18 protein-coding genes are annotated in these 20607 nt (G+C 59.7%); 12 read left to right on the forward strand and 6 right to left on the reverse strand.

Features of this window, described 5'->3' with window-relative positions; genetic code table 11:
• Window positions 1-198 precede the first annotated feature (198 nt).
• Window positions 199-1830, forward strand: a complete 1632-nt coding sequence (locus EKH79_RS16720; protein ID WP_126674949.1) for a phospholipase C — start codon at window positions 199-201, stop codon at window positions 1828-1830.
• A gap of 101 nt (window positions 1831-1931) precedes the next feature.
• Window positions 1932-3551, forward strand: coding sequence for a multicopper oxidase family protein (locus EKH79_RS16725; RefSeq protein WP_233590367.1), 1620 nt, complete (start codon window positions 1932-1934; stop codon window positions 3549-3551).
• Window positions 3552-3733: 182 nt separating this feature from the next.
• On the opposite strand, the gene EKH79_RS16730 is transcribed toward EKH79_RS16725, so the two are convergent.
• The gene (locus EKH79_RS16730) at window positions 3734-5536 is read right to left on the reverse strand and encodes a M14 family metallopeptidase (protein WP_126674950.1); all 1803 of its coding nucleotides are present in this window, start codon (window positions 5534-5536) and stop codon (window positions 3734-3736) included.
• 3 nt (window positions 5537-5539) lie between these two features.
• Window positions 5540-6217 carry a DUF502 domain-containing protein gene (locus EKH79_RS16735; RefSeq protein ID WP_126674951.1) on the reverse strand — a complete coding sequence of 226 codons (678 nt, stop codon included), beginning with the start codon at window positions 6215-6217 and terminating at the stop codon, window positions 5540-5542.
• Between the two features lie 208 nt (window positions 6218-6425).
• Here EKH79_RS16735 and EKH79_RS16740 point away from each other — a divergent pair, with 208 nt between their 5' ends.
• Window positions 6426-7232, forward strand: coding sequence for a glucose 1-dehydrogenase (locus tag EKH79_RS16740; protein ID WP_126674952.1), 807 nt, complete (start codon window positions 6426-6428; stop codon window positions 7230-7232).
• On the opposite strand, the gene EKH79_RS16745 is transcribed toward EKH79_RS16740, so the two are convergent.
• Together EKH79_RS16745 and trxA are read right to left on the reverse strand one after the other, a co-directional pair.
• Complete coding sequence (locus tag EKH79_RS16745; RefSeq protein WP_126674953.1) at window positions 7229-7681, reverse strand: DUF4442 domain-containing protein; 453 nt, start codon at window positions 7679-7681, stop codon at window positions 7229-7231. The two genes, EKH79_RS16740 and EKH79_RS16745, sit on opposite strands and share 4 nt — an antisense overlap.
• A 97-nt stretch (window positions 7682-7778) precedes the next feature.
• Window positions 7779-8642 (reverse strand): thioredoxin, encoded by an 864-nt coding sequence (gene trxA, locus EKH79_RS16750; RefSeq protein WP_126674954.1) that lies wholly within the window; start codon window positions 8640-8642, stop codon window positions 7779-7781.
• A 98-nt stretch (window positions 8643-8740) separates the two neighbouring features.
• On the opposite strand from trxA, the gene EKH79_RS16755 reads away from it, so the two are divergent.
• From EKH79_RS16755 to nadD, 8 genes are all read left to right on the forward strand, one after another.
• Window positions 8741-9388, forward strand: coding sequence for a paraquat-inducible protein A (locus EKH79_RS16755; RefSeq protein WP_126674955.1), 648 nt, complete (start codon window positions 8741-8743; stop codon window positions 9386-9388).
• Window positions 9385-10008, forward strand: coding sequence for a paraquat-inducible protein A (locus EKH79_RS16760; RefSeq protein ID WP_126674956.1), 624 nt, complete (start codon window positions 9385-9387; stop codon window positions 10006-10008). Before EKH79_RS16755 ends, EKH79_RS16760 begins: the two co-directional genes overlap by 4 nt.
• Window positions 10001-11698, forward strand: coding sequence for a PqiB family protein (locus tag EKH79_RS16765; RefSeq protein WP_126674957.1), 1698 nt, complete (start codon window positions 10001-10003; stop codon window positions 11696-11698). The genes EKH79_RS16760 and EKH79_RS16765 overlap by 8 nt, the downstream gene beginning before the upstream one ends.
• Window positions 11695-12306, forward strand: coding sequence for a PqiC family protein (locus EKH79_RS16770; protein WP_126674958.1), 612 nt, complete (start codon window positions 11695-11697; stop codon window positions 12304-12306). The genes EKH79_RS16765 and EKH79_RS16770 overlap by 4 nt, the downstream gene beginning before the upstream one ends.
• A gap of 117 nt (window positions 12307-12423) precedes the next feature.
• Window positions 12424-15057: a leucine--tRNA ligase gene (gene leuS, locus EKH79_RS16775; RefSeq protein WP_126674959.1), complete on the forward strand. Its 2634-nt coding sequence runs from the start codon at window positions 12424-12426 to the stop codon at window positions 15055-15057.
• A gap of 6 nt (window positions 15058-15063) precedes the next feature.
• The gene (locus EKH79_RS16780) at window positions 15064-15660 is read left to right on the forward strand and encodes an LPS-assembly lipoprotein LptE (protein ID WP_126674960.1); all 597 of its coding nucleotides are present in this window, start codon (window positions 15064-15066) and stop codon (window positions 15658-15660) included.
• A gap of 4 nt (window positions 15661-15664) precedes the next feature.
• Window positions 15665-16675: a DNA polymerase III subunit delta gene (gene holA, locus EKH79_RS16785; RefSeq protein WP_126674961.1), complete on the forward strand. Its 1011-nt coding sequence runs from the start codon at window positions 15665-15667 to the stop codon at window positions 16673-16675.
• A 70-nt stretch (window positions 16676-16745) separates the two neighbouring features.
• The gene (gene nadD, locus EKH79_RS16790) at window positions 16746-17390 is read left to right on the forward strand and encodes a nicotinate-nucleotide adenylyltransferase (protein WP_126674962.1); all 645 of its coding nucleotides are present in this window, start codon (window positions 16746-16748) and stop codon (window positions 17388-17390) included.
• Between the two features lies 1 nt (window position 17391).
• Here nadD and msrB read toward each other — a convergent pair whose 3' ends face one another.
• Both msrB and EKH79_RS16800 read right to left on the reverse strand, forming a co-directional pair.
• Window positions 17392-18015 (reverse strand): peptide-methionine (R)-S-oxide reductase MsrB, encoded by a 624-nt coding sequence (msrB, locus tag EKH79_RS16795; protein ID WP_233590368.1) that lies wholly within the window; start codon window positions 18013-18015, stop codon window positions 17392-17394.
• 28 nt (window positions 18016-18043) lie between these two features.
• Window positions 18044-19768, reverse strand: a complete 1725-nt coding sequence (locus tag EKH79_RS16800) for a cytochrome c biogenesis protein DipZ (protein WP_126674964.1) — start codon at window positions 19766-19768, stop codon at window positions 18044-18046.
• 312 nt (window positions 19769-20080) lie between these two features.
• On the opposite strand from EKH79_RS16800, the gene EKH79_RS16805 reads away from it, so the two are divergent.
• Window positions 20081-20605 (forward strand): sigma-70 family RNA polymerase sigma factor, encoded by a 525-nt coding sequence (locus EKH79_RS16805; RefSeq protein WP_126675070.1) that lies wholly within the window; start codon window positions 20081-20083, stop codon window positions 20603-20605.
• Window positions 20606-20607: the final 2 nt, after the last annotated feature.

Consider the following 20607-nt stretch of genomic DNA (forward strand, 5'->3'; position numbering starts at 1 on the left):
GGAGGACACAGTGTCAAAGGTCAGGGGTGGTTTGTCGGCGCGTGCGCCGTCGGTTTGTGCGCTGCAGCCGCATCGTTTTTGCCAAATCGTTTTTATCGCCGTCGCATGGTTGTTACCAGCCTGTCATCGCGGCTGGGTATGGTCGTTGACTATCACGCTTAGGGGAGCGTGCCCATCGACTGTCACCGGAGGACTGCCATGCGCACTCGTCTAGCTGTTTGTCTTGCCGCTTGCTTGTTAACGCTGTCCGTAGCTTCATCTGCCCAGGGCCCTGCTTCACCGGACTTCCGTCATGGTGATCACGCCCGCACTGCCACCCCGATCAAGCATCTGGTGGTGATCTTCCAGGAAAACGTTTCGTTCGATCATTACTTCGGCACCTATCCTTATGCGGTCAACGCAGCAGGCGAGCCGGCCTTCTACCCGTCGCCGTTCACGCCGCGCGTCAACGGCCTGACTCCTTCGTTGCTGGCGCATAACCCGACGGCCTCCAACACCGGCAACGGCACCGGCGCGATCAATCCGTTCCGCCTCGACCGCACGCAAGCGGCGACGGCCGACCAGGATCACGATTACCAGCCGGAACAGCAGGCTTTCGACAACGACAAGATGGATCTCTTCCCGGAATTCACCGGTTCGGGTGAAACCCTGCCGGGCGCGCCTGCCGACGAAGACGGCAACGGCCAGGTGATGGGTTATTACGACGGCAACACCGTCACCGCGATGTGGAACTACGCGCAGCACTTTGCACTGAACGACAATAGCTACGGTTCCACCTTCGGTGCGTCCACCCAGGGTGCGATCAACCTGATTTCGGGCCAGACCAATGGCATCGTCGCGTCGAGCAATGCCAGCGGCGTGGAAGTCGCCGACGGCCAGGGTGGTTTCACGCTGGTGAGCGATGCCGACCCCGTGGGCGACGTGTGCTCCACCACCAGCGGCGCCGTGGTGCAGCTGGGCGGCAAGAACATCGGCGATCTGCTCAATGAGAAAAACATCACCTGGGGCTTCTTCGAAGGTGGTTTCGATCTGAGCACGGTCAATAGCAATGGCACCACCAGTTGCAAGCGCAGCACGCTTTCGACGGTGACGCAGACGGTGAAGGCCGACTACATTCCGCACCATCAGCCGTTCCAGTACTACACCTCGACGGCCAACCCGACGCACGCACGTCCTACTTCGGTAGCGACGATCGGCCATCAGGGTGATGCCGGCAACCACCAGTACGACATCAACGATTTTTACGCCGCTGTTCAAGCCGGCAACATGCCTGCAGTGAGCTTCCTGAAGGCGCCGGGTTATCAGGATGGTCACGCCGGTTATTCCGATCCGCTCGACGAGCAGACGTTTGTCACGACCGTGATCAACTTCCTCGAAAAGCAGCCCGATTGGCAAAATACGGCGGTCATCATTGCGTACGACGACTCCGATGGCTGGTACGACCATCAGGCTGCGCCGCACGTCAACGGTTCGCTGACGGCTGACGATGCGCTGACCGGCACCAATCAATGCGAAGCGCGCAATACGCTTCCGGGTATCGCTTCCGGTAACAAGCCGGTGCAGGGCCGCTGCGGTTTTGGTCCGCGCCTGCCGATGCTGGTGATCTCGCCGTGGGCACGTCAGAACTACGTCGATCACACGCTGGTCGACCAGACCTCGATCACCCGCTTCATCGAAGACAACTGGCTGGATGGCCGTCGCCTTGGTGGCGGTTCCTATGATGCCCAGTCTGGCAACATCACCAACATGTTCGACTTCTACTCGCCGTGGCCCATGGCTCGCCGCTTGTTCCTGGACACGCAGACGGGCGAGAAGGTTAGCCAGAACTGAGACGAACATCGCGCCTCATAAAGCGCGGTTTATGATCAAGCATCGCCCCATTTTTTGGGGCGATGCTTTTTGCATATCTGAATTTGCCGGGATGAGTAACTGTGCCGCCATCACGCCGTGAGTTTCTGAAGTGGTCTGTTCTGGGTCTAAGCGCCAGCGCGTGGCCGATGCGCATGCTCGCGCACGACATGGATGACATGAAACCCAAGATGGGCGGTGGCGCGTTGTGCAAACACATGGTCGCCGACCAAGCCAAGGTGCCGCGTTTGCTCAACCCGATGCAGTTGAAGCCGTTTGTCGATCCGCTGCCGTTGCCGCCCGTGTTGAACGCAAGCGATGGCAAGGTGCTTCAGGTCAGCATGAAAGAAACCGAACAAAAACTGCATCGCGATCTGCCGCCGACGCGCGTATGGACGTACGGCGGTTGCATGCCCGGTCCGACCATCGAAGTGCAAAGCGGCAAGGTCGCGCGCATTGATTGGCGCAACGATCTGCCTGCGAAACACTTTCTTCCGATCGATCACCATATTCACGGCGCCGAGAAAGACAAGCCGGAAGTGCGGGGCATCGTGCACGTGCACGGCGCGCGCGTGCAGACCGATAGTGACGGTTATCCGGACGATTGGTACGTGCCCGGGCAATCGCGCTTGCATATGTATCCGAACAAACAGGATGCGGCGGCGCTTTGGTATCACGACCACGCGATGGGCATCAATCGCCTGAATATTTATGCGGGCCTGTTTGGCAACCTGATCATTCGCGATGAGCATGAGCAGTCGTTGAATTTGCCGCATGGAGAATTCGAAATTCCGCTTACGCTGAGCGATCGACTGCTTACGCAGGACGCGCAGCTTTACTATCCCGTCTCCGGAAATAGCGAGGCGCCCTGGGTTTCGGAAGTCTTTGGCGACGCGATGCTGGTGAATGGCGCGCTGTTGCCTTATCTAGAGGTGCAGCCGCGTCGTTATCGTTTCCGCGTGCTGAATGCCGCTAACGCGCGTTTCTTCCATTTGAAACTCGCCGGCGAGCGCCCGTTCCAGCAGATCGGCAGTGATCAAGGGTTGCTCTCAGCGCCGCTAACGCAGAAAGCCGTGCTTATCGCGCCGGCTGAGCGTGTCGATCTCGTCGTCGATTTTTCGACGATGGCCGGTCAGCATATTGCGCTTTACAACGATGCACTGCCGATCATGCAGTTCCGTGTCGGTGGCGGCAACGTGCGCGACGGCAGCGTCGTGCCGGCTGTGTTGCGCGATATCCCGCGCATGCCGGAATCCGCGGCGACAAATCAGCGCTTGATGACGCTGGACGAATACGACGATTGCGTCGCCGAGCCGATGTTGATGTTACTCAACGGCAAGCGGTGGCATGAGCCGGTGACGGAAAAACCGGTGCTTGGAAGCACCGAGATATGGAGTTTCGTCAACCTCACGGATGACACGCATCCGATTCATTTGCATCTGGTGCGGTTCCAAATTCTGGACCGCCGCCGCTTCGATCAGGGCGAATGGCTTGCTTCAAAAACCATCCGCTACACGGGGGCGCCGGAGCCGCCGTTGCCCAATGAGATGGGATGGAAAGATATCGTGCAGGCATCGCCGGGTGTGGTGACGCGCATCATCGTGCGTTTCGATGGCTATGTTGGTAAGTACGTCTGGCATTGCCATCTGCTTGAGCATGAAGCGAACGAGATGATGCGCCCGTTCGAAGTGGTGCCCGCTTAAGTCTTCTGATGTTACGCATTCCGACAACATATGTTCTCACCTCGCCGTCATTCCGGCGAAGGCCGGAATCCAGTCTAAATACGTTGTGCGAAGCACTCAAAACCTGTGCGGTGTCCTTCGGACAATCAATTTGAACTGGATTCCGGCCTTCGCCGGAATGACGGTGAGGTAAAGTGGATGCGCTACTTTGTACCGAGAATTGCCAGCTGCGCGGCATTGAGCCGCAATACGGGATAAGCACCCACCGCCTGCACCGTGTACCAAGGCGAACGCTCAAAAAAGAATGCCAGGCGCGCACGACTACTCGCGGCAAAAGCCGGATCATCATGCAGCCTCTGCTCAAACTCCGCCTTGAGCTTCGGATCCTTCGCCATCATGTCGCGCGCCAGTTTTTCCAGCACGCGCTGCTCACCGAATTCCTTCGCTTCAAAAATCGCGTTGAGATAGCCCCAGTGCAGCAACGAATCGGGTGCCTGCGGTTCAAGCAGTTCGATAGCGACGTTCGCCGCGCGCTGATTCATCGGCACGACAACCGATCCTGCCGGCAGCGTCACTTCGGTGGGTTTCGCCTGCAGTGAGAAGCTGCGAAGCATCAGGTGACCTTCAAAGGGCGTATCGGCCCACTTCGGATCGCTGAGCTGATACGCCTCTGCATCGATCTGTTTCATCGGATGACCGATGCGCAGATAGGCAATGCCATGCTCATCGAGCTTCTCGATGATGACCTTCCACTCCGCTGGAATCACGTAAGCCGCTGGCGGCGTGATCGAGAGGTCGGGCAGCAAGCCATTCCAGTTGTCGATGCGATACGTCTGCGGTTTGGTCGGGTCGTATTGAATCCAGGTGTCGTTCGAAATATCGCTGTGTGTCTGGGTGAAGGCATAGCCTTTCAGTTCGAACGGTGCCGGTGTTGGATCGGGCTTGAACGTCAAGGGCACTTGCGCCTTGGCGTCTTTTGAGCGCGCAACCGTGTCGGCATCGGCTTTGCTCGTCGCGGCAAGCAACGCGGCGGGATCGCGATTGATGTCGTCGAGCAATGCGTGCAGCAGGTCGTAGACGGCATAAACGCGTACTGCATACGACTTGAGCATGTGCGTTTCGATCAGCAACGCCGGCCGGTTCTGAAGTGCGGCATAACCTGTGGAGAAGCGCGGCCCAGAGCCGAAATTTTCGATGCCCTTGCGCGGATCGCGGCCATCCTTGAATTCAAGATAGATTGACGCGAGATGGCCGTGCTTCTCGTACGCAGGCATCGCTTCGTCAACGATGGTTTTCTTCTGCCATGCTGCGATAGCCGGATCGAGTTTGTGCGGATCTTCGGTGTACCACGTCAAGTCGTACTGGTAGTCCGCGCCGTCGGTGGTGTGCACATCGATCAGGAAATCCGGCAACCATGTCTGCCAGAGCTTCAGCCATGCAAGCATTTCCGGCGCGTCGGCCTTGATGTAGTCGCGGTTGAGATTGAGATATTGCGCCTGTCCACGAAAGCCCATGCTTTCCGGACCGTTCTGATTGATGCGGTTGTAAGGCGAGCTCTGTTCGTGACCATCCACGCTGAAGACCGGGATGTAGACCAGCACGACATGGTCGAGCAGATGCGGATACTTGTTCTTGACCGCGACATCGCGCAGCAACATCAAGCCCGCATCTTTGCCTTCAATCTCGCCAGGATGGATACCTGCCTGCACCAGCACAATCGGCTTGTGCGCAGCGCGTGCGGCTTCGGGCGTAAACGTGCCGTCGCTGCTGGCAATCACCACCGTCATCGGGCGTCCTTGCGGTGTGATGCCGAACGTTTCCAGCTTGATCTTTCCGGGCGCTGCCTGTTGTAGCTGCTGCAGATAGGCGAGCGTTTCTTTGTAGGAGGGCGTTGTGCGGAAATGCGAGGTTTCCGCGGGCGTGATCCAGTCGTTGTCGTTCGGGCCGGCTGCATGCGTAGTCATGGCAAAGGCTCCCACCAACAGTGATAGCAAAAGGCGACGCATGATTTAGTCTCGATCCTCGTTGATGTTTGCGTGCAACGTACTGGGCGATGCCGGCAATGTATCCGGTGCCACGGCACCGCCGGAAATAATGAACGCCATGGCTTGATCCATGGTCCAGTCGGTGGGTGTCAATTCATCCAGCGGCACCACTTCGAGGTAACCACCTGTCGGATTGGGCGTGGTGGGAATGTACACAGCGGCCATTTCGCGGCCGGTACCTTCTTCCATCATCGTACGCGTGACGAAGCCGACGACTTTCATCCCCTTGCGCGGAAAATCCACCAGCACCACACGTTGCAGACCGCTCGGTTTACTCTGCAACACCGTCGTGAGTTTCTTCGTTCCGCCATAAATGGTTTGAACTAGCGGAATACGTTGCAGCAGTGTGTCAAACGCGTGCAGCAAACGCTGGCCGATCACCCAGTTTGCAAAGAAGCCGATGAGGTAGAGCGCAATCAGCGTGAGCACCAGCGCGATGCTGTTGGTCATCCAGCTCTCATCGAGCTTCGCTGCTGTCTGTGGCGCCCATAAATTGAGCAAGGCTATGAAGCCGGAAACCAGCGGGGCTCCCATATTGGCCAGCAAGCCGAACACGAATTTGAAGACCAGAAACGTGACCCATAAGGGCAGGAAGGTCAGCAGGCCGGTGATGAGATAGCGTTTGAGGCGCAACCGCGGCATTGGGGAGATACCGATGGAGTGGGGAGGCCCATTGTAGGGGAGTGGAGGGAGGGACGATGGACCGATGCGCCACGCAACCATTTCCCGTGGTCCAATAAGTCGTGCCCGGTAAATACGGTACTGGTGTGCAAAAAGCGCAATTGATACTTGAGCACATCGCGCGCTTACCGTGAGAATGAATCGCTTACAGCGCTAACAGGGGAAGCGCATGCGTCGTCTCGAGGGTAAGGTGGCCTTGGTCACCGGTGCCGCGCGTGGCATCGGCGAAGCGATAGCACGCGCTTTTGCCAAAGAAGGCGCTCACGTCGTGTTGAGCGACATCCGCGATAAAGAAGGTCAGGCTGCTGCGCAGGCCATCGGGGGCGATGCGTCTTACAGTCACCTGGATGTACGCGTGGAACTCGATTGGAAGCGCGTGATGGTGCAGATCCTGCTCGATCAGGGTCGGCTGGATGTGCTGGTCAACAATGCAGGCGTCACAGGTTTCGAAGACGGCATGCGTCTACACGATCCCGAGCACGCTTCACTCGAAGACTGGCATGCGGTCCATCGCACTAACCTGGATGGTGTGTTTCTGGGCTGCCGACAAGCCATACGCGCAATGCGCGACCAAGGCGCGGGTTCTATCATCAATATTTCTTCTCGCTCAGGTTTGGTAGGTATTCCTGCGGCGGCAGCTTATGCGTCATCCAAGGCGGCCGTGCGCAATCACACCAAGACGGTAGCCTTGTATTGCGCGGAACAGGGCCTGGCGATTCGCTGCAACTCGATTCATCCGGCAGCGATCCTTACGCCGATGTGGGAACCGATGCTTGGCCGTGGTCCGGAGCGCGAAGCGAACATGCGCGCGTGCGTGCGCGATACACCCATGCAGCGTTTCGGTGCCCCGGAAGAAGTGGCTGCGCTGGCAGTGATGCTCGCTTCCGACGAAGCCGCATATATGACGGGCACCGAGCTCAATATCGACGGTGGCATTCTCGCCGGTTCCGCGGCTACGCCTGCGCTGGAAAATTAGCGGCTTTTCGGTTTCAGCCGCACGTAGATTTGCTTGCGAACGATGGCGACGATTTCACCGTCGGCTGTCTTGATCGGCACTTCAAACCAGCGCAGTACTTTTTCACCGCCGGCCGCCGCTGCACGCAGTTCATCCAGCACGCCCGGTTCGAGCTTGAAATGCGCATAGACATCGGCGCGTCCCGGTGCGACGAAGTCGATCGTGCCTGCCTTGTCCCAGACGTAATGATCTTTCCCCAAATGCTGGATGATCAGCAGCATCCAGAACGGATCGGCCATCGCGAACAAATTGCCGCCGAATTGCGTCCGCACGTAATTGCGATTCCATGGGCGCAAGCGCAACACCACACGCGCTTCGGTGTAATCCTCGTCCAGACTCACCACGCGAATGCTGTTGAAGAAAAACGGCGGCCACAGGTTCAGCAACCGGCGAAATGTCGATGCGCGCATCCCTCAGCTCCCGGGAAAGAAAGCACAAAGCCTACCATGCGCACGCGTATGGTAGGCTTTGTTTTGGGGTTTTCCCGCAGAACTGCGTTTGAGCTGTTTAGAACAAAAGCGACGTCATGCGGCGGCGATAGCGTCCAACGAGTTCGGCATCGTCCAGCGTGTTGAATGCTGCTAAGAGGCGCTTTTTTGCCTGACCGTCGTTCCAGTCGCGCGCCTTTTCGAGCATCAGCAGCCAATGCTCCATGCCAGCGCCGGGATCGTTGCCAAGCAGAAGGCGTACACCGAGGAGATCGTGCGCTTCCCAATCCTGCGGGTTGGCTTGCACGCGTTGTTGCAGCACGTCCAGCGCAGGCGTGCCTTCGAGGGAGTGGGCAAGATCGAGCTGACTGCGTAAACGAACTGCGCGGGTATCGGTCGCGAGATTCGCTGGCAGTGCATTGAGTTCGGCCTCGGCCGCCGATGCCTGGCCGGCCTGTGCCAGCGCCACAGCAAGATCGAGCTTCAATTCGGGACGATCGGCATCCGCAGCGATGGCTTGCTGCAGGCGATTGATGGCTTGTTCGGGCGATTCGGGTGCAGCATCTTCGATGTCGTCAGCGAGATCGCCTTCGAGCGGTTGCACGTGGCGTGAAAGAAATTCGCGCAGCTGGCCTTCGGGCAGGGCACCTGCGAAACCGTCGGCAATCTGGCCATCTTTGACCAACATCACTGTCGGAATGCTGCGGATACCGAAAACGCCAGCCAGTTCCTGGTTCTTGTCGACATCCACCTTGCCCAGGCGAAACGCGCCGTTGTACTCGGTGGCCAGTTTTTCCAGCATCGGACCCAGCGTTTTGCAGGGGCCGCACCAGGTTGCCCAAAAATCCACCAGCACTGGGGTCTTTAGCGAGGCCTGCAATACGTCGGTCTCGAAGTTTTCCTGGTCGACATCAAAGATAGGCGAAGTGACGGCGGCGTTCACAAATAGGGCTCCCTGAGGATTATCCGCACATAAATCGGGGCATAAGGGAGCTTATCAAGTATGCGCACGGTTGCCGCGGATTTGCGAGAATCGCCCGCATGAGTTTGCCGCCTTCCAGCATCGAGCACACGCAGAAAGCGGCAACGCCCGAATTGCTGATCTGTGAGTATTGCGACACGGTGCATCGCCGCCGTTCCCTGGCGTATGGCGAAGTGGCTCGCTGCCTGCGCTGTCAGGCTGTGTTGGAGCGGCACCAGCGGATCGGCGTCAACGGAATGTTTGCGCTGGTGGTTACGGTGATGGTGGTGTTCGTGCAGGCCAACGTGTGGCCGATCATCACGCTCGGTTTCAACGGCGAACAGATTCGCACCACGTTGTGGGGCATCATCATCATGATGTGGAAAGAGCACTCGCAGGTTGTGGCGGTGCTTGCCGCCGGGACGCTGTTCTTCTTTCCGCTGTGCAAAATGCTCACGATGGGGTGGTTGCTCGCGTACGGCCGCGTTGGGCGGCGTGCACCGGGTTTCGGTCGCCTGATGGTGGTGATGCATTACATCAACCCATGGACGATGAGCGAAGTGTTTGTGCTCGGCGTGCTGGTGTCGATCGTCAAGGCACATCTTTATTTCGATGTGAAGCCCGATATCGGTGTTTTCGCTTATGCCGCGCTGGCGGTGCTGATCACCATTTTTTCTGGCATCGATGTGCGTCAGTTATGGGACAAGATTCCGGAGCAGGCGCCATGAGCGCGTTGCCGCGTGCCCACGAACTGGGGCTGATCGGTTGCCACATATGCGGCCAGGTCTGTCGCGATACCGGTATCGATGACGCCGCATGTCCGCGTTGCGGCGCCGAGCTGCATCGGCGCAAACCCAATAGCTGCGCCCGGACATGGGCGTTATTGATTGCAGCGTTTCTGCTGTACATTCCCGCCAATGTGCTGCCGATCATGCGCACGGTCAGTCTGGGCGATGTGGATGACAACACCATTCTCAGCGGCGTCATCGAGCTGTGGGTGAAGGGGTCGCCGGATCTGGCGGTCATCGTCTTCACGGCCAGCATCGTGGTGCCGATGATGAAATTCCTGGTCATGGGCACACTGTTGCTGAGTGTGCATCGCGGTACCAATTGGGCGCGCGCGCAGCGGTCCAAGTTGTTCCGGCTGGTAGAGTTCATCGGTTACTGGTCGATGTTGGATGTGTTCGTGGTGTCGCTGTTGACCGCGTTGGTGCAGTTCGGATTTTTCAGTCAGGTGGAACCGTTGCCGGGCGTCGTTTACTTCGGCTTGACGGTGGTGCTGACCATGCTGGCTTCCATGAGTTTCGACCCGCGCTTGATCTGGGATTGCAAGGACGAAGATGAGTGACGAGACCAAACCCGGTTTGAACGACCATTTGCCAGAGCCGGTAGTGCGGCGTCGCCGCGCGACGCCTGCGCTCATCTGGCTGGTGCCGATCGTGGCGGCGCTGGTGGGCCTGTCGCTGGTCATCAACGCATGGGTGCAGCAAGGGCCGACCATCACCATCAGCTTCCAGAACGCGCAAGGCCTGGACCCTGGCAAGACCGTCGTGAAGTACAAAGATGTGGTCATTGGCAAAGTGACCACCATCCGTTTGAGTCCGGATCATCACAACGTGTTTGTCAAAGTGGATCTGGAAAAGAGCGCGGAGGGCATCGCCGTATCGGACACGCGTTTCTGGGTGGTGCGTCCGCGCATCGGTCTGGGCGGTGTGTCGGGCATCGACACGCTGCTGTCGGGTTCGTTTATTGGTGTGGATGTGGGTAGTTCCCAACAGCCGCAATCGAACTTCACCGGACTGGAAACGCCACCCTCCGTCACGCATGACGAGAAGGGCAGAAGCTTCATGCTGCATGCGGTGGACTTGGGCTCGCTGGATATTGGTTCACCCATTTACTTCCGTCGCATACAGGTTGGTCGCGTCGCGTCCTACAAACTCAATGACGATGGCAAAGCGGTCTCGCTACAGATTTTCATCAAGGATCCCTACGACAAATTCGTGACGACCGATTCGCGCTTCTGGAATGCCAGCGGTATCGATGTGTCGATCGGCGCGGATGGCTTGAAGCTCAATACGCAATCATTGGCCACGGTGCTGGCCGGTGGCGTGGCTTTTCTTGATGCGCCGGGTCCGCATCCCAGTACGACGCCCGCGGCGGAAGGTACCAATTTCACGCTATTCGACACGCAAACCAATGCGATGGCGCCGCCGGATGGCGAGCCGCATTACATCCGCATGCGTTTCGATCAATCGCTGCGTGGTCTGGCAGTGAATGCGCCAGTGGAATTCAAGGGCATTCCGCTGGGTAATGTCGTGTCCATTCGCATGGACTACGACGAGAAATCGCAGACCTTCCCGATCTATGTCGGCGCGGTGATCTATCCGGATCGCCTGGGCCGCGCGCACGAAAAGCTGGTGCAGGTTGCCAAGGCGCAGGGTGATAACGACGAAATCTCGCACTTGATCGGCACCCTGGTTGCGCGTGGTCTGCGCGCGCAGGCGCGCTCCGGAAATCTGCTGACCGGTCAGTTGTACATTTCGCTCGATTTCGTTCCCAAGGCACCGAAGGTCGCCTATGACCCGAATGCGCGCCCGCTGGAAATTCCGACCGCACCGGGCGATTTCGACAAGCTGCAGGAACAGATCGGGCAGATAGTCGACAAGATCCAGAAGATCCCGTTCGACAGCATCGGCAAGAATCTCAACGATTCGCTGGCAGAACTCGACAAGACCCTCAAAGAGGTCAATGGTCAGGTGTTGCCGGAAATGCGTAACACGCTGAAGGGTGCGAACGAGACCTTTGGTACGGCAAACAACGCGCTGTCGCCCGATTCGCCGCTGCAACAGAATCTGACGGGTACCTTGCAGCAGCTGCAACGCACCGCGCAATCGTTGCGTGCGCTGACCGATTATCTGAGTGCGCATCCGGATGCGTTGCTACGCGGCCGCCGCGCCGATCCGGCACCGGCCACCGACAACAGCGCACCGGCAGCGCCATCCAACAACGCCAAGCCGCAACAAGGGAGCAACCCATGATTCGCCTGCGACACCTCATGGTCGTGCTCGGCGCAGCGATGTTGGCGGCGTGCTCGTCCGCACCGATGCATTACTACACGCTCGTTCCCGCACCGGATACGGCGCAAGCTGATACAACCCTTCCGCCGGCCAGCTTCCAGTTCGAGCTGCTGCCGGTGGGCATTCCCGCCCAGGACGACGTGCCCCAGCTCGTGGTGCGTCAGGGTGGCCAGGCGGTCGACCTGCTCAACGGCGAACGCTGGATCGCGCCATTGGCCGATGAAGTGCGTAGCGCGCTGTCGGTGGACCTTTCCCGCCGCCTGAATGCGCAGGACATCACGACCGGGCTGCCGGTGGATGGCAAGCCGATCGTACGCATCAAGGTCGAGCTGCAGCGGTTCGATTCGTCGCCCGGCAATTACGCGCTGATCGACGCCACTTGGACCATCCGTCCTTTGAAGGGGGAGGGCGTACTCACCTGCCGCAGTCGGATCAACGAGGACGCCGGTCAGGGTTACGCAGGGCTCGTGGCCGGTCATCAGCGCGCACTGTCGGAGCTGGCCGAGCGAATCGCCAGCGTGGCGCCGGCCATGGCGGCGGGCAGCACGCCGGCATGCCCGGCGGGATGACGGAATAAGCGCTGCCCGATCCAAGGATTAGCCCATTTCTGCTAGTCTGGTCCGTTCAATGCAGCGCTCGGGGAAAGCCCGTTTTGCGCTGACGAATAAGCATAACGGCGCCGGATCATGCAGGACATTCAAGACCAGGGTTCCCAGAACGATTACAACCCGCAGGCGGTGGAATCCGCCGCGCAGCAGTATTGGAATGCGCAACGCGCGTACGAGGTGACGGAAGACCCCGCAAGGCCCAAGTTCTATTGCCTGGCGATGCTGCCTTATCCCTCTGGCGCGCTGCACATGGGGCACGTGCGCAACTACACCATTGCCGACGTCATCAGCCGCTATCAGCGCATGAACGGCAAGAACGTACTGCAGCCGATGGGCTGGGACGCATTTGGCCTGCCGGCCGAAAACGCCGCGATCAAGAACAACACCGCACCGGCCAAGTGGACGTACAAGAACATCGACCACATGCGCGAGCAGCTCAAGTCGCTCGGTTATGCGATCGACTGGTCACGCGAATTCGCTACCTGCCGCCCGGACTATTACCGCTGGGAACAGCAGATGTTCACGCGGTTGATGAAGAAGGGGTTGGCGTATCGCAAAAACGCGGTCGTGAATTGGGACCCGATCGATCAAACCGTGCTCGCGAACGAGCAAGTGATCGATGGCCGCGGCTGGCGTTCCGGTGCCTTGGTCGAAAAGCGCGAAATTCCGCAGTGGTTCTTGAAGATCACCGACTACGCGCAGGAGCTGCTCGACGGTCTGGATACGCTGCCCGGCTGGCCGGATGCGGTGAAGACCATGCAGCGCAACTGGATCGGTCGCAGCGAAGGTCTGGAAATTCACTTCGCCGTCGAAAACGAAGCCGAGCCGCTGACGGTTTTCACTACGCGCCCCGATACGTTGATGGGTGTCACCTTCGTCTCGATCGCAGGCGAACATCCGCTCGCGTTGAAAGCCGCGAAATCCAATCCGAAACTTGCCGCATTCCTGGATGAACTCAAGCACGGCGGCGTGTCCGAAGCCGAACTTGAGACGCAGGAAAAGCGCGGCATGGCCACCGGCCTGTTTGCGATTCATCCGATCACCGGCGAGAACCTGCCGATCTGGGTCGCGAACTTCGTGCTGATGGGTTACGGCACGGGCGCCGTGATGGCTGTGCCTGGTCACGACGAGCGCGATTTCGAATTCGCGCACAAATACGATTTGCCGATCAAGCAAGTCATCGCCATCAGTGGCGATGATGCGAACTACGATCCGCAAGAGTGGAAAGAGTGGTACTCGGACAAGACACGCACCGACATGCGCGTAGTCAACTCCGGCGATCTCGACGGCAAGAATTATCGCGAAGCATTCGACTTCCTCGCAAGGAAACTGGAAGCCGAAGACAAGGGCCTGCGCCGCGTGAACTGGCGTCTGCGCGACTGGGGCGTCAGCCGCCAGCGTTACTGGGGTTGCCCGATTCCGGTGATCTATTGCGGGAAATGCGATGCCGTGCCGGTACCGGAAGATCAATTGCCGGTGGTGCTCCCGGAAGACGTCGCGTTCTCCGGCGTGCAGTCGCCGATCAAGGCCGATCCCGAATGGCGCAAGACCACCTGCCCGCAATGCGGCGGTCCGGCTGAGCGCGAGACCGATACGTTCGATACCTTCATGGAATCGAGCTGGTATTACGCGCGCTACACCAGTCCGGGCGCGCAAGGCCAGGTCGATGAACGCGCCAACTACTGGTTGCCGGTCGATCAATACATCGGCGGCATCGAACACGCGATCCTGCATCTGCTGTACTTCCGCTTCTATCACAAGTTGATGCGCGACGCGGGTATGGTGAAGTCGGATGAGCCGGCCACCAATTTGCTCTGTCAAGGCATGGTGATCGCCGAGACGTTCTATCGCGACAATGCCGACGGCTCGAAGGACTGGATCAACCCGGCCGACGTCGACATTCATCGCGACGAAAAAGCGCGTGTCGTCGGGGCGGTGTTGAAAGCCGACGGCAAGCCGGTGCAGATCGGCGGCACCGAGAAGATGTCCAAGTCCAAGAACAACGGTGTCGATCCGCAGACGATGGTGGATAAATTCGGTGCGGACACCGTGCGCCTGTTCTCCATGTTCGCCGCGCCGCCGGAGCAATCGCTGGAATGGAACGAAGCCGGCGTGGAAGGCATGGCGCGTTTCCTTCGCCGTTTCTGGCGCGAAGTGACGACGCATGTCGGTCAACCCGATCATCCGGAAGTCGATCCTGCCGCGCTCGATGCGGGGCAAAAGACGTTGCGCCGCCAACTGCACGAAACCATTCAAAAGGTGAGCGACGACTTCGGTCGCCGGCATGCGTTCAACACGGCCATCGCATCACTGATGGAATTGCTGAACGCGGTGAACAAGTTCACCGACCAGAGCGATCAGGGGCGTGCGGTGCGCCATGAGGTACTGCAGACCATGGTGCTGTTGCTGAACCCGGTGGTCCCGCACGTCAGCCATACCTTGTGGCAGGCGTTGGGTCACAAACAGGCGGTGGTGGATGATCAACCATGGCCGGCCGTGGATACCGCAGCGCTTGTACGCGATTCGCTGACCCTGGCCGTTCAGGTCAATGGCAAACTGCGCGGTACCATCGAGGTCGCGGCCAATGCGTCCAAGGAAGATGCCGAGGCTGCCGCCCGCGCACATCCGCAGGTTGCTGCGTTCCTCGAAGGTCAGGCTATTCGCAAAGTGATTGTTGTTCCGGGCAAGATCGTCAACATCGTCGCAGGATAAAAATTCATGAATCGCTTGCTCAAGCCGTTACTGCTGTTGCCCGTTCTTGCACTCGTGGCATGCGGTTTCCACCTGCGAGGAAGCACTGCGTTGCCAAAGGGCATGGAACGTGTGCATCTCACTGTCGGCGGCGGTGGCGATCTGCAGCGTAAGATCGCGCGCGCATTGCTTGCGTCAAACGTGACGGTTGAAAAGGACAGCGGCACCGGCATCGCCGAGCTGCATGTTCCCATTCAGAACTTCTCGATCCAGACGCTGACGGTCAATGGCGTTGCGCAGGTGACTGAGTACGCCGTTCACTACCACGTCTTGTTCAACGCACAGGATGGAACCGGCAAGACGATCATTCCGGGCGAAACCATCGACATGCAGCGCGAGTACAGTTACGACGCCAGTCAGCCTGTCGGTACGCAAGCACAGGTCGAAGCCATTCAGGCCAGCTTGGTCGACGACATGGTGCAGGCCATCCTGTTCCGTCTGCAGGCAGTCAGAAAGCACGGTGAAGAAGCAGCTGTGAAGGCTGCAGGTACGGCAGCACCGGCGTCGGCGGCTTCGACGATGAATTCGTCGCCGCAGGCTGTCCCGTCCACGTCGATTCCCTGACCACATGCCGCTGAACAGTTCGCAGTGGCAAAAGACGCTGGCTGCAGACAGCCTGAGTCCGGTGTACCTGCTTGCTGGCGAGGAATTGCTGGTGCTCGAGGCCGCCGATGCCTTGCGCGCACAGGCGCGCAAGCTCGGTTACACCGAGCGCGATGTGCTGGATGTCGGCGCCCACTTCGACTGGGATGAACTGGCTCGTGCTGGCGCAGGCATGTCGTTGTTTGCAACACGCCGTCTGATCGATCTGCGCTTGCCAACAGGGCGCCCCGGTACGGAAGGCGCCAAAGCCATCACCGAATTTTGTGCCAATCCGCCACCGGATGTCTCCCTGGTGATCTCGGCGGTGGAGTGGAGCAACAAGCACGAAGGTGCATGGACCAAGCAGGTCGATAGCGCCGGCACCGTCGTCGTCTTCAACGCGCCGCGACCGCATGAATGGGAAGCGTGGATCGGCACGCGACTGGCGACACGCGGTCTCACTGCCACGCCGGAGGCTGCAGCGCTGCTGGCTGAGCGCGTCGAAGGCAACCTGCTCGCAGCCGCACAAGAAGTGGACAAGCTTGCGATCCTGCACGGGCAGGGCAAGATCGGTGCGGACGAGATGGAACATCTTGTCGCCGACAGCGCGCGTTATGACGCGTTCAAGCTCACCGATGCAGCGCTGGGTGGCGATGGCGCCCGTGCGCTACGCATTCTGGATGGCTTGCACGCCGAAGGTGAAGAGCTGATCGCATTGATGGGCTGGGTCGTCAATCAGCTGCAGCTGGCCTTGCGTCTGGCCAATGCCCATGACTTCAGCGCGCAGGCGCGGGCAGAGCGTTTATGGCCGGCGCGCGAACAACTGTTCCGAAAGGCTTTGCGCCGTGCGCCGCGCGAGCACTGGATGCAGTGTCTCGCACGTGCCGCGCGTATCGATCGCATTGCCAAAGGGCGTGAAGGTGGCGATGCATGGCTGCAAGCACAGCGTCTGATTGCGGCGATGGCCGAGCCAAGGGCTGCCCAGGCACTGGCATGATCGCACCACGCTCGACCCGCGACGTAAAATCTCCCTCGTTGCAAGACAGAGCAGGACAGGACGCTTTGGTATGAAACCGCTTGCGCTATTCGGCGGCACGTTCGATCCGATTCACATCGGCCATCTCAGCGTCGCCTGGGAAGCTTCCGAGCTGCTCGATGCGGAAGTGCGACTCATGCCGGCCAGCGTGCCGCCGCATCGCTCAGCACCTACTGCCACCGCCGAGCAACGCGTGGAAATGCTGCGCGCGGCATTGCGTGGACAATCCCGATTGACGCTCGACACACGCGAACTCGATCGCAGCGGCCCGTCTTACACCATCGACACGCTGGAAGAGCTTCGCGAGGAATTCGGCGATCGTCCGCTGGTGTTGCTGCTCGGCGCCGATGCCTTCGCCGGCCTGCGCAGCTGGCAGCGCTGGCGCGATCTGTTCGACGTCACTCACATCGGCGTGATCAATCGACCCGGTGTCGACACCTTCCGCTCTGTGGAACTTGAACGCGCGGTCGCGCCGCGCCGCACGGACGATCCCTCGGTGGTTCGCTCGCAGCCGGCGGGCCGGGTGATTGAACTGACTGTCACGCCGCTGGAAATTTCAGCCACGCGCATCCGCGAGCTGCTGGCAGCAGGGCGTGATCCGCGTTATCTGCTGCCAGCCGGTCTGTTCGACGATCCGTCGCTGTTGGCGCCGTACCGCGAACTTTCTTCGCCGTAACTCAGCTGTACGCGACAAACCGCATCGCGACCGAATTCATGCAATAGCGCAGGCCAGTCGGTTGCGGGCCGTCATCGAAGACATGACCCAGATGGCTGTCGCAACCTGCACAACTGACGGCGGTGCGGTCCATGCCGAAGCTGTTGTCGGTCGACGCGATGACATTCTCTTTGGCAATGGGCTGCCAGAAACTGGGCCAGCCCGTGCCGGAATCGAATTGCGTCGATGCGTCGAACAAGGCGGTGTCGCAACCCTGGCATCGATAAAGACCCTTGTGATTGGGCTTTTCGTGCTGCCCGCTGAAAGCGATTTCGGTGCCCTGGCGGCGCATCACCGTGAAGGCTTCATCCGAAAGGCGCTGATGCCACTGCGCATCGGTCAATACCAGCTTGCGTACATGGCATAGCCCCATGCGATGGCCATCCTCATCAGCAAAGCAGACGAGCAACAGATCCGGCGCTTCGGCGGCTGGCATCGCGGCTGCCACTGCCACGGGGCGGGCATCTTTCCCGCCAAACAGACGCAAGACAGATAGACCGCCGAGCGCGAGCGCTGTTCCGCCGCCCACCGCTGCTAGAAGAAAACGGCGCCGGTCCAGTCCTTGATGATGCGATGTGGATGTCACGCAGACCTCCTGATGAATTATCGATGTTTCAGCCGAACGTGAAGGCATAGGCACGTACGTTCGGATCAAGAAAAGTGATTTCAAAAACGCGGTCGCCCGTGCCCTGCGATTGACGAACGAGCTGATAAAGACGCTGACTCGTGATGGTGCCATTGCCGTCGGCATCGACATCTGCGCCGTGATCGGCACCCGGTGCTTTGCCGTCTAGCGTGATGCGGAAATGTATCGGCTTGCCGTCTTCACCCGGACCCAGCACGAGATGCAGATCGCGGCCGCGGAAGCGATAGACGATGCTGCCATCGGGCTTGTCGAGCATGGCGCTCTGCTCGCGCACCGTCCAGGTTCCGTTGAACGCCCATTGATTGATCGTCAACGAAGCCGGTGCGTGGTAGTTCCAGCTGTCGCCATGCGCGATCTGGCCGCCTGCGAAATTTTCGCTGCGCGCATAACCGACGTAGGTTTCCGGCGAGCGATTCGTGTCGTTCGAACTGGCGGCCTCGGCACCGGTCGCACCAGGCTGCACATAGCCCTGCGGCAAATCCTTGTAACCGGCATCCGTCAGCAACCGGCGAATCACATCTTCGCTTTGCGCGTAACCGCCTTCGCCGAAGCTGTGATCGCGAATCTGTCCCTTCGCGTCGATGAAGTAATGCGCCGGCCAGTATTCGTTATTGAAGCCTTGCCAAATGGCGTAGTTGTTATCCATCGCCACGGGGTAGTTGATGCCGAAATCCCTGATCGCCTTCGCCACATTCGCCGGATCTTTTTCAAACGCGAATTCCGGTGAATGCACACCGATCACTACCAGGCCGTGATCGTGGTATTTCTGCGCCCACGCATTCACATATGGAAGCGAGCGAATGCAGTTGATGCAGGAATACGTCCAGAAATCGACAAGTACCACTTTGCCGTGCAGCGACTCCGGCGTGAGCGGTGCGCTGTTGAACCATTGGGTGGCGCCACTGAGTGACGGAAGTTCGCCTTCCACCGGCAGCGCTGCATTGGCGCCAGGTGCAGGTGCGGCGGCAGCCGGGGCAGGGCGAACCGCATCGATCAGCTTTTGCTCGACGCTGCTGGTGCTGGCCAGCGATACGCGCGTCAGCAAACCAGTGTCCACGCCGAGAGCGATGACCACCACGCCACACAGCACCAACGCACCCAGTGCCCGGCGCACCCATTCACCCGTGCCCAATGAGCGTTTCATGATCGAAAACACCTGACCGCCCACCAGCAGTGCAAGCGCCAGCGAAACGGCTGCACCGCCTGCGTAGGTGAGCAACAAAAGCGTGGTTTGCACGCTCGCGCCTTTCAGCGCTGCACCGGTCAGCAGCAGTCCAAGAATGGGGCCGGCGCAGGGTGCCCACAGCAAACCTGTCGCGACGCCCAAGCCAGCGGCCGACCACGGCGAATCATCGTGTTCGTTCGAACGCGCCGTAAGCCGATTGCCGAGTTTTACAAACGGACGGCTGATCCACTCGGCGAAGTGCGGCGACAGCAGCGTGAGGCCGAGTATCGCGAGGACTGCCAACGCAATGTAACGGCCGTATTGATTCGCACGTACTGCCCAGCCACCGCCCACCGCAGCGAGCGTAGCGACCAGCGCGAAGGTGAGCGCCATGCCGATCAGCATCGGCAAGCCGTTGCGCGCGAACGGACGATCCGCACGCGCAAACACAAACGGCAAGAGAGGCAGGATGCACGGGCTGAGGATCGTCAGCACGCCACCCAGGAAAGCAAGAATCAGCAGGATCATGAGGCGGCTCGTTGATACCGATAAGGATGGGGAGTCCTGATGACTATTCGTCGTCAGCGCGGTGGCGGTTACGCCCAGTGTGCGACGTCGCGCCATGCAAGGTAACCGTGGGCCCATGTGAAACGAAATAAATCCTGAAGCACCTATGACGGATCGAGCATGTCGCCAACCCTGGCCATCAGCACCTTGACCTTTCGGGGCCCGTGGGTACTACTACGCGGACTCCCGGACCGGGTTCCGGGTATTGATCAGGCTGTGTCGACCGAAAGCATCAACGCCAACGAGCAGGCTGACCGGCAGCGGGCAGCGTGGATGGCCGCCGCGCAAGCGGGCGACCAGCGCGCCTATTCGCGTCTATTGAGCGATTCGGTGGCGTTGATTCGTGCGGTCGCCCGGCGCCAGGGTGTGCAAGTCGACGCACTGGATGACGTGGTGCAGGAAACGCTGCTCACCGTGCACCGCGTGCGCCACACGTTCGATCCTTCGCGTTCTTACGATGCCTGGCTGTCGGCGCTGGCCAGCCGGCGCGCGATCGATGCGTTGCGCAGCGGTGGCCGTCGCGACCGGCGCGAAGTCCATGATGACTTCGCATTCGAGAGCCACCCCGATCGCGACGATGCCAGCAAGCACACCGAGCGCGATCAGGAAGCACAGCGATTGCGTGAAGCCATCAAAACATTGCCACCAGGTCAGCGCGAAGCGATCGAACAGCTTGGTCTGAAAGAGCGCTCGTTGGCCGAAACGGCGGAGCGTACCGGCCGCAACACCGGTGCATTGAAAGTGAATCTGCATCGTGCGCTGAAAACGCTGCGCGATCGACTGCATGGAGAACCTTAGTA

The organism is Dyella dinghuensis (assembly GCF_003977615.1).
Classification (GTDB): domain Bacteria; phylum Pseudomonadota; class Gammaproteobacteria; order Xanthomonadales; family Rhodanobacteraceae; genus Dyella_B; species Dyella_B dinghuensis.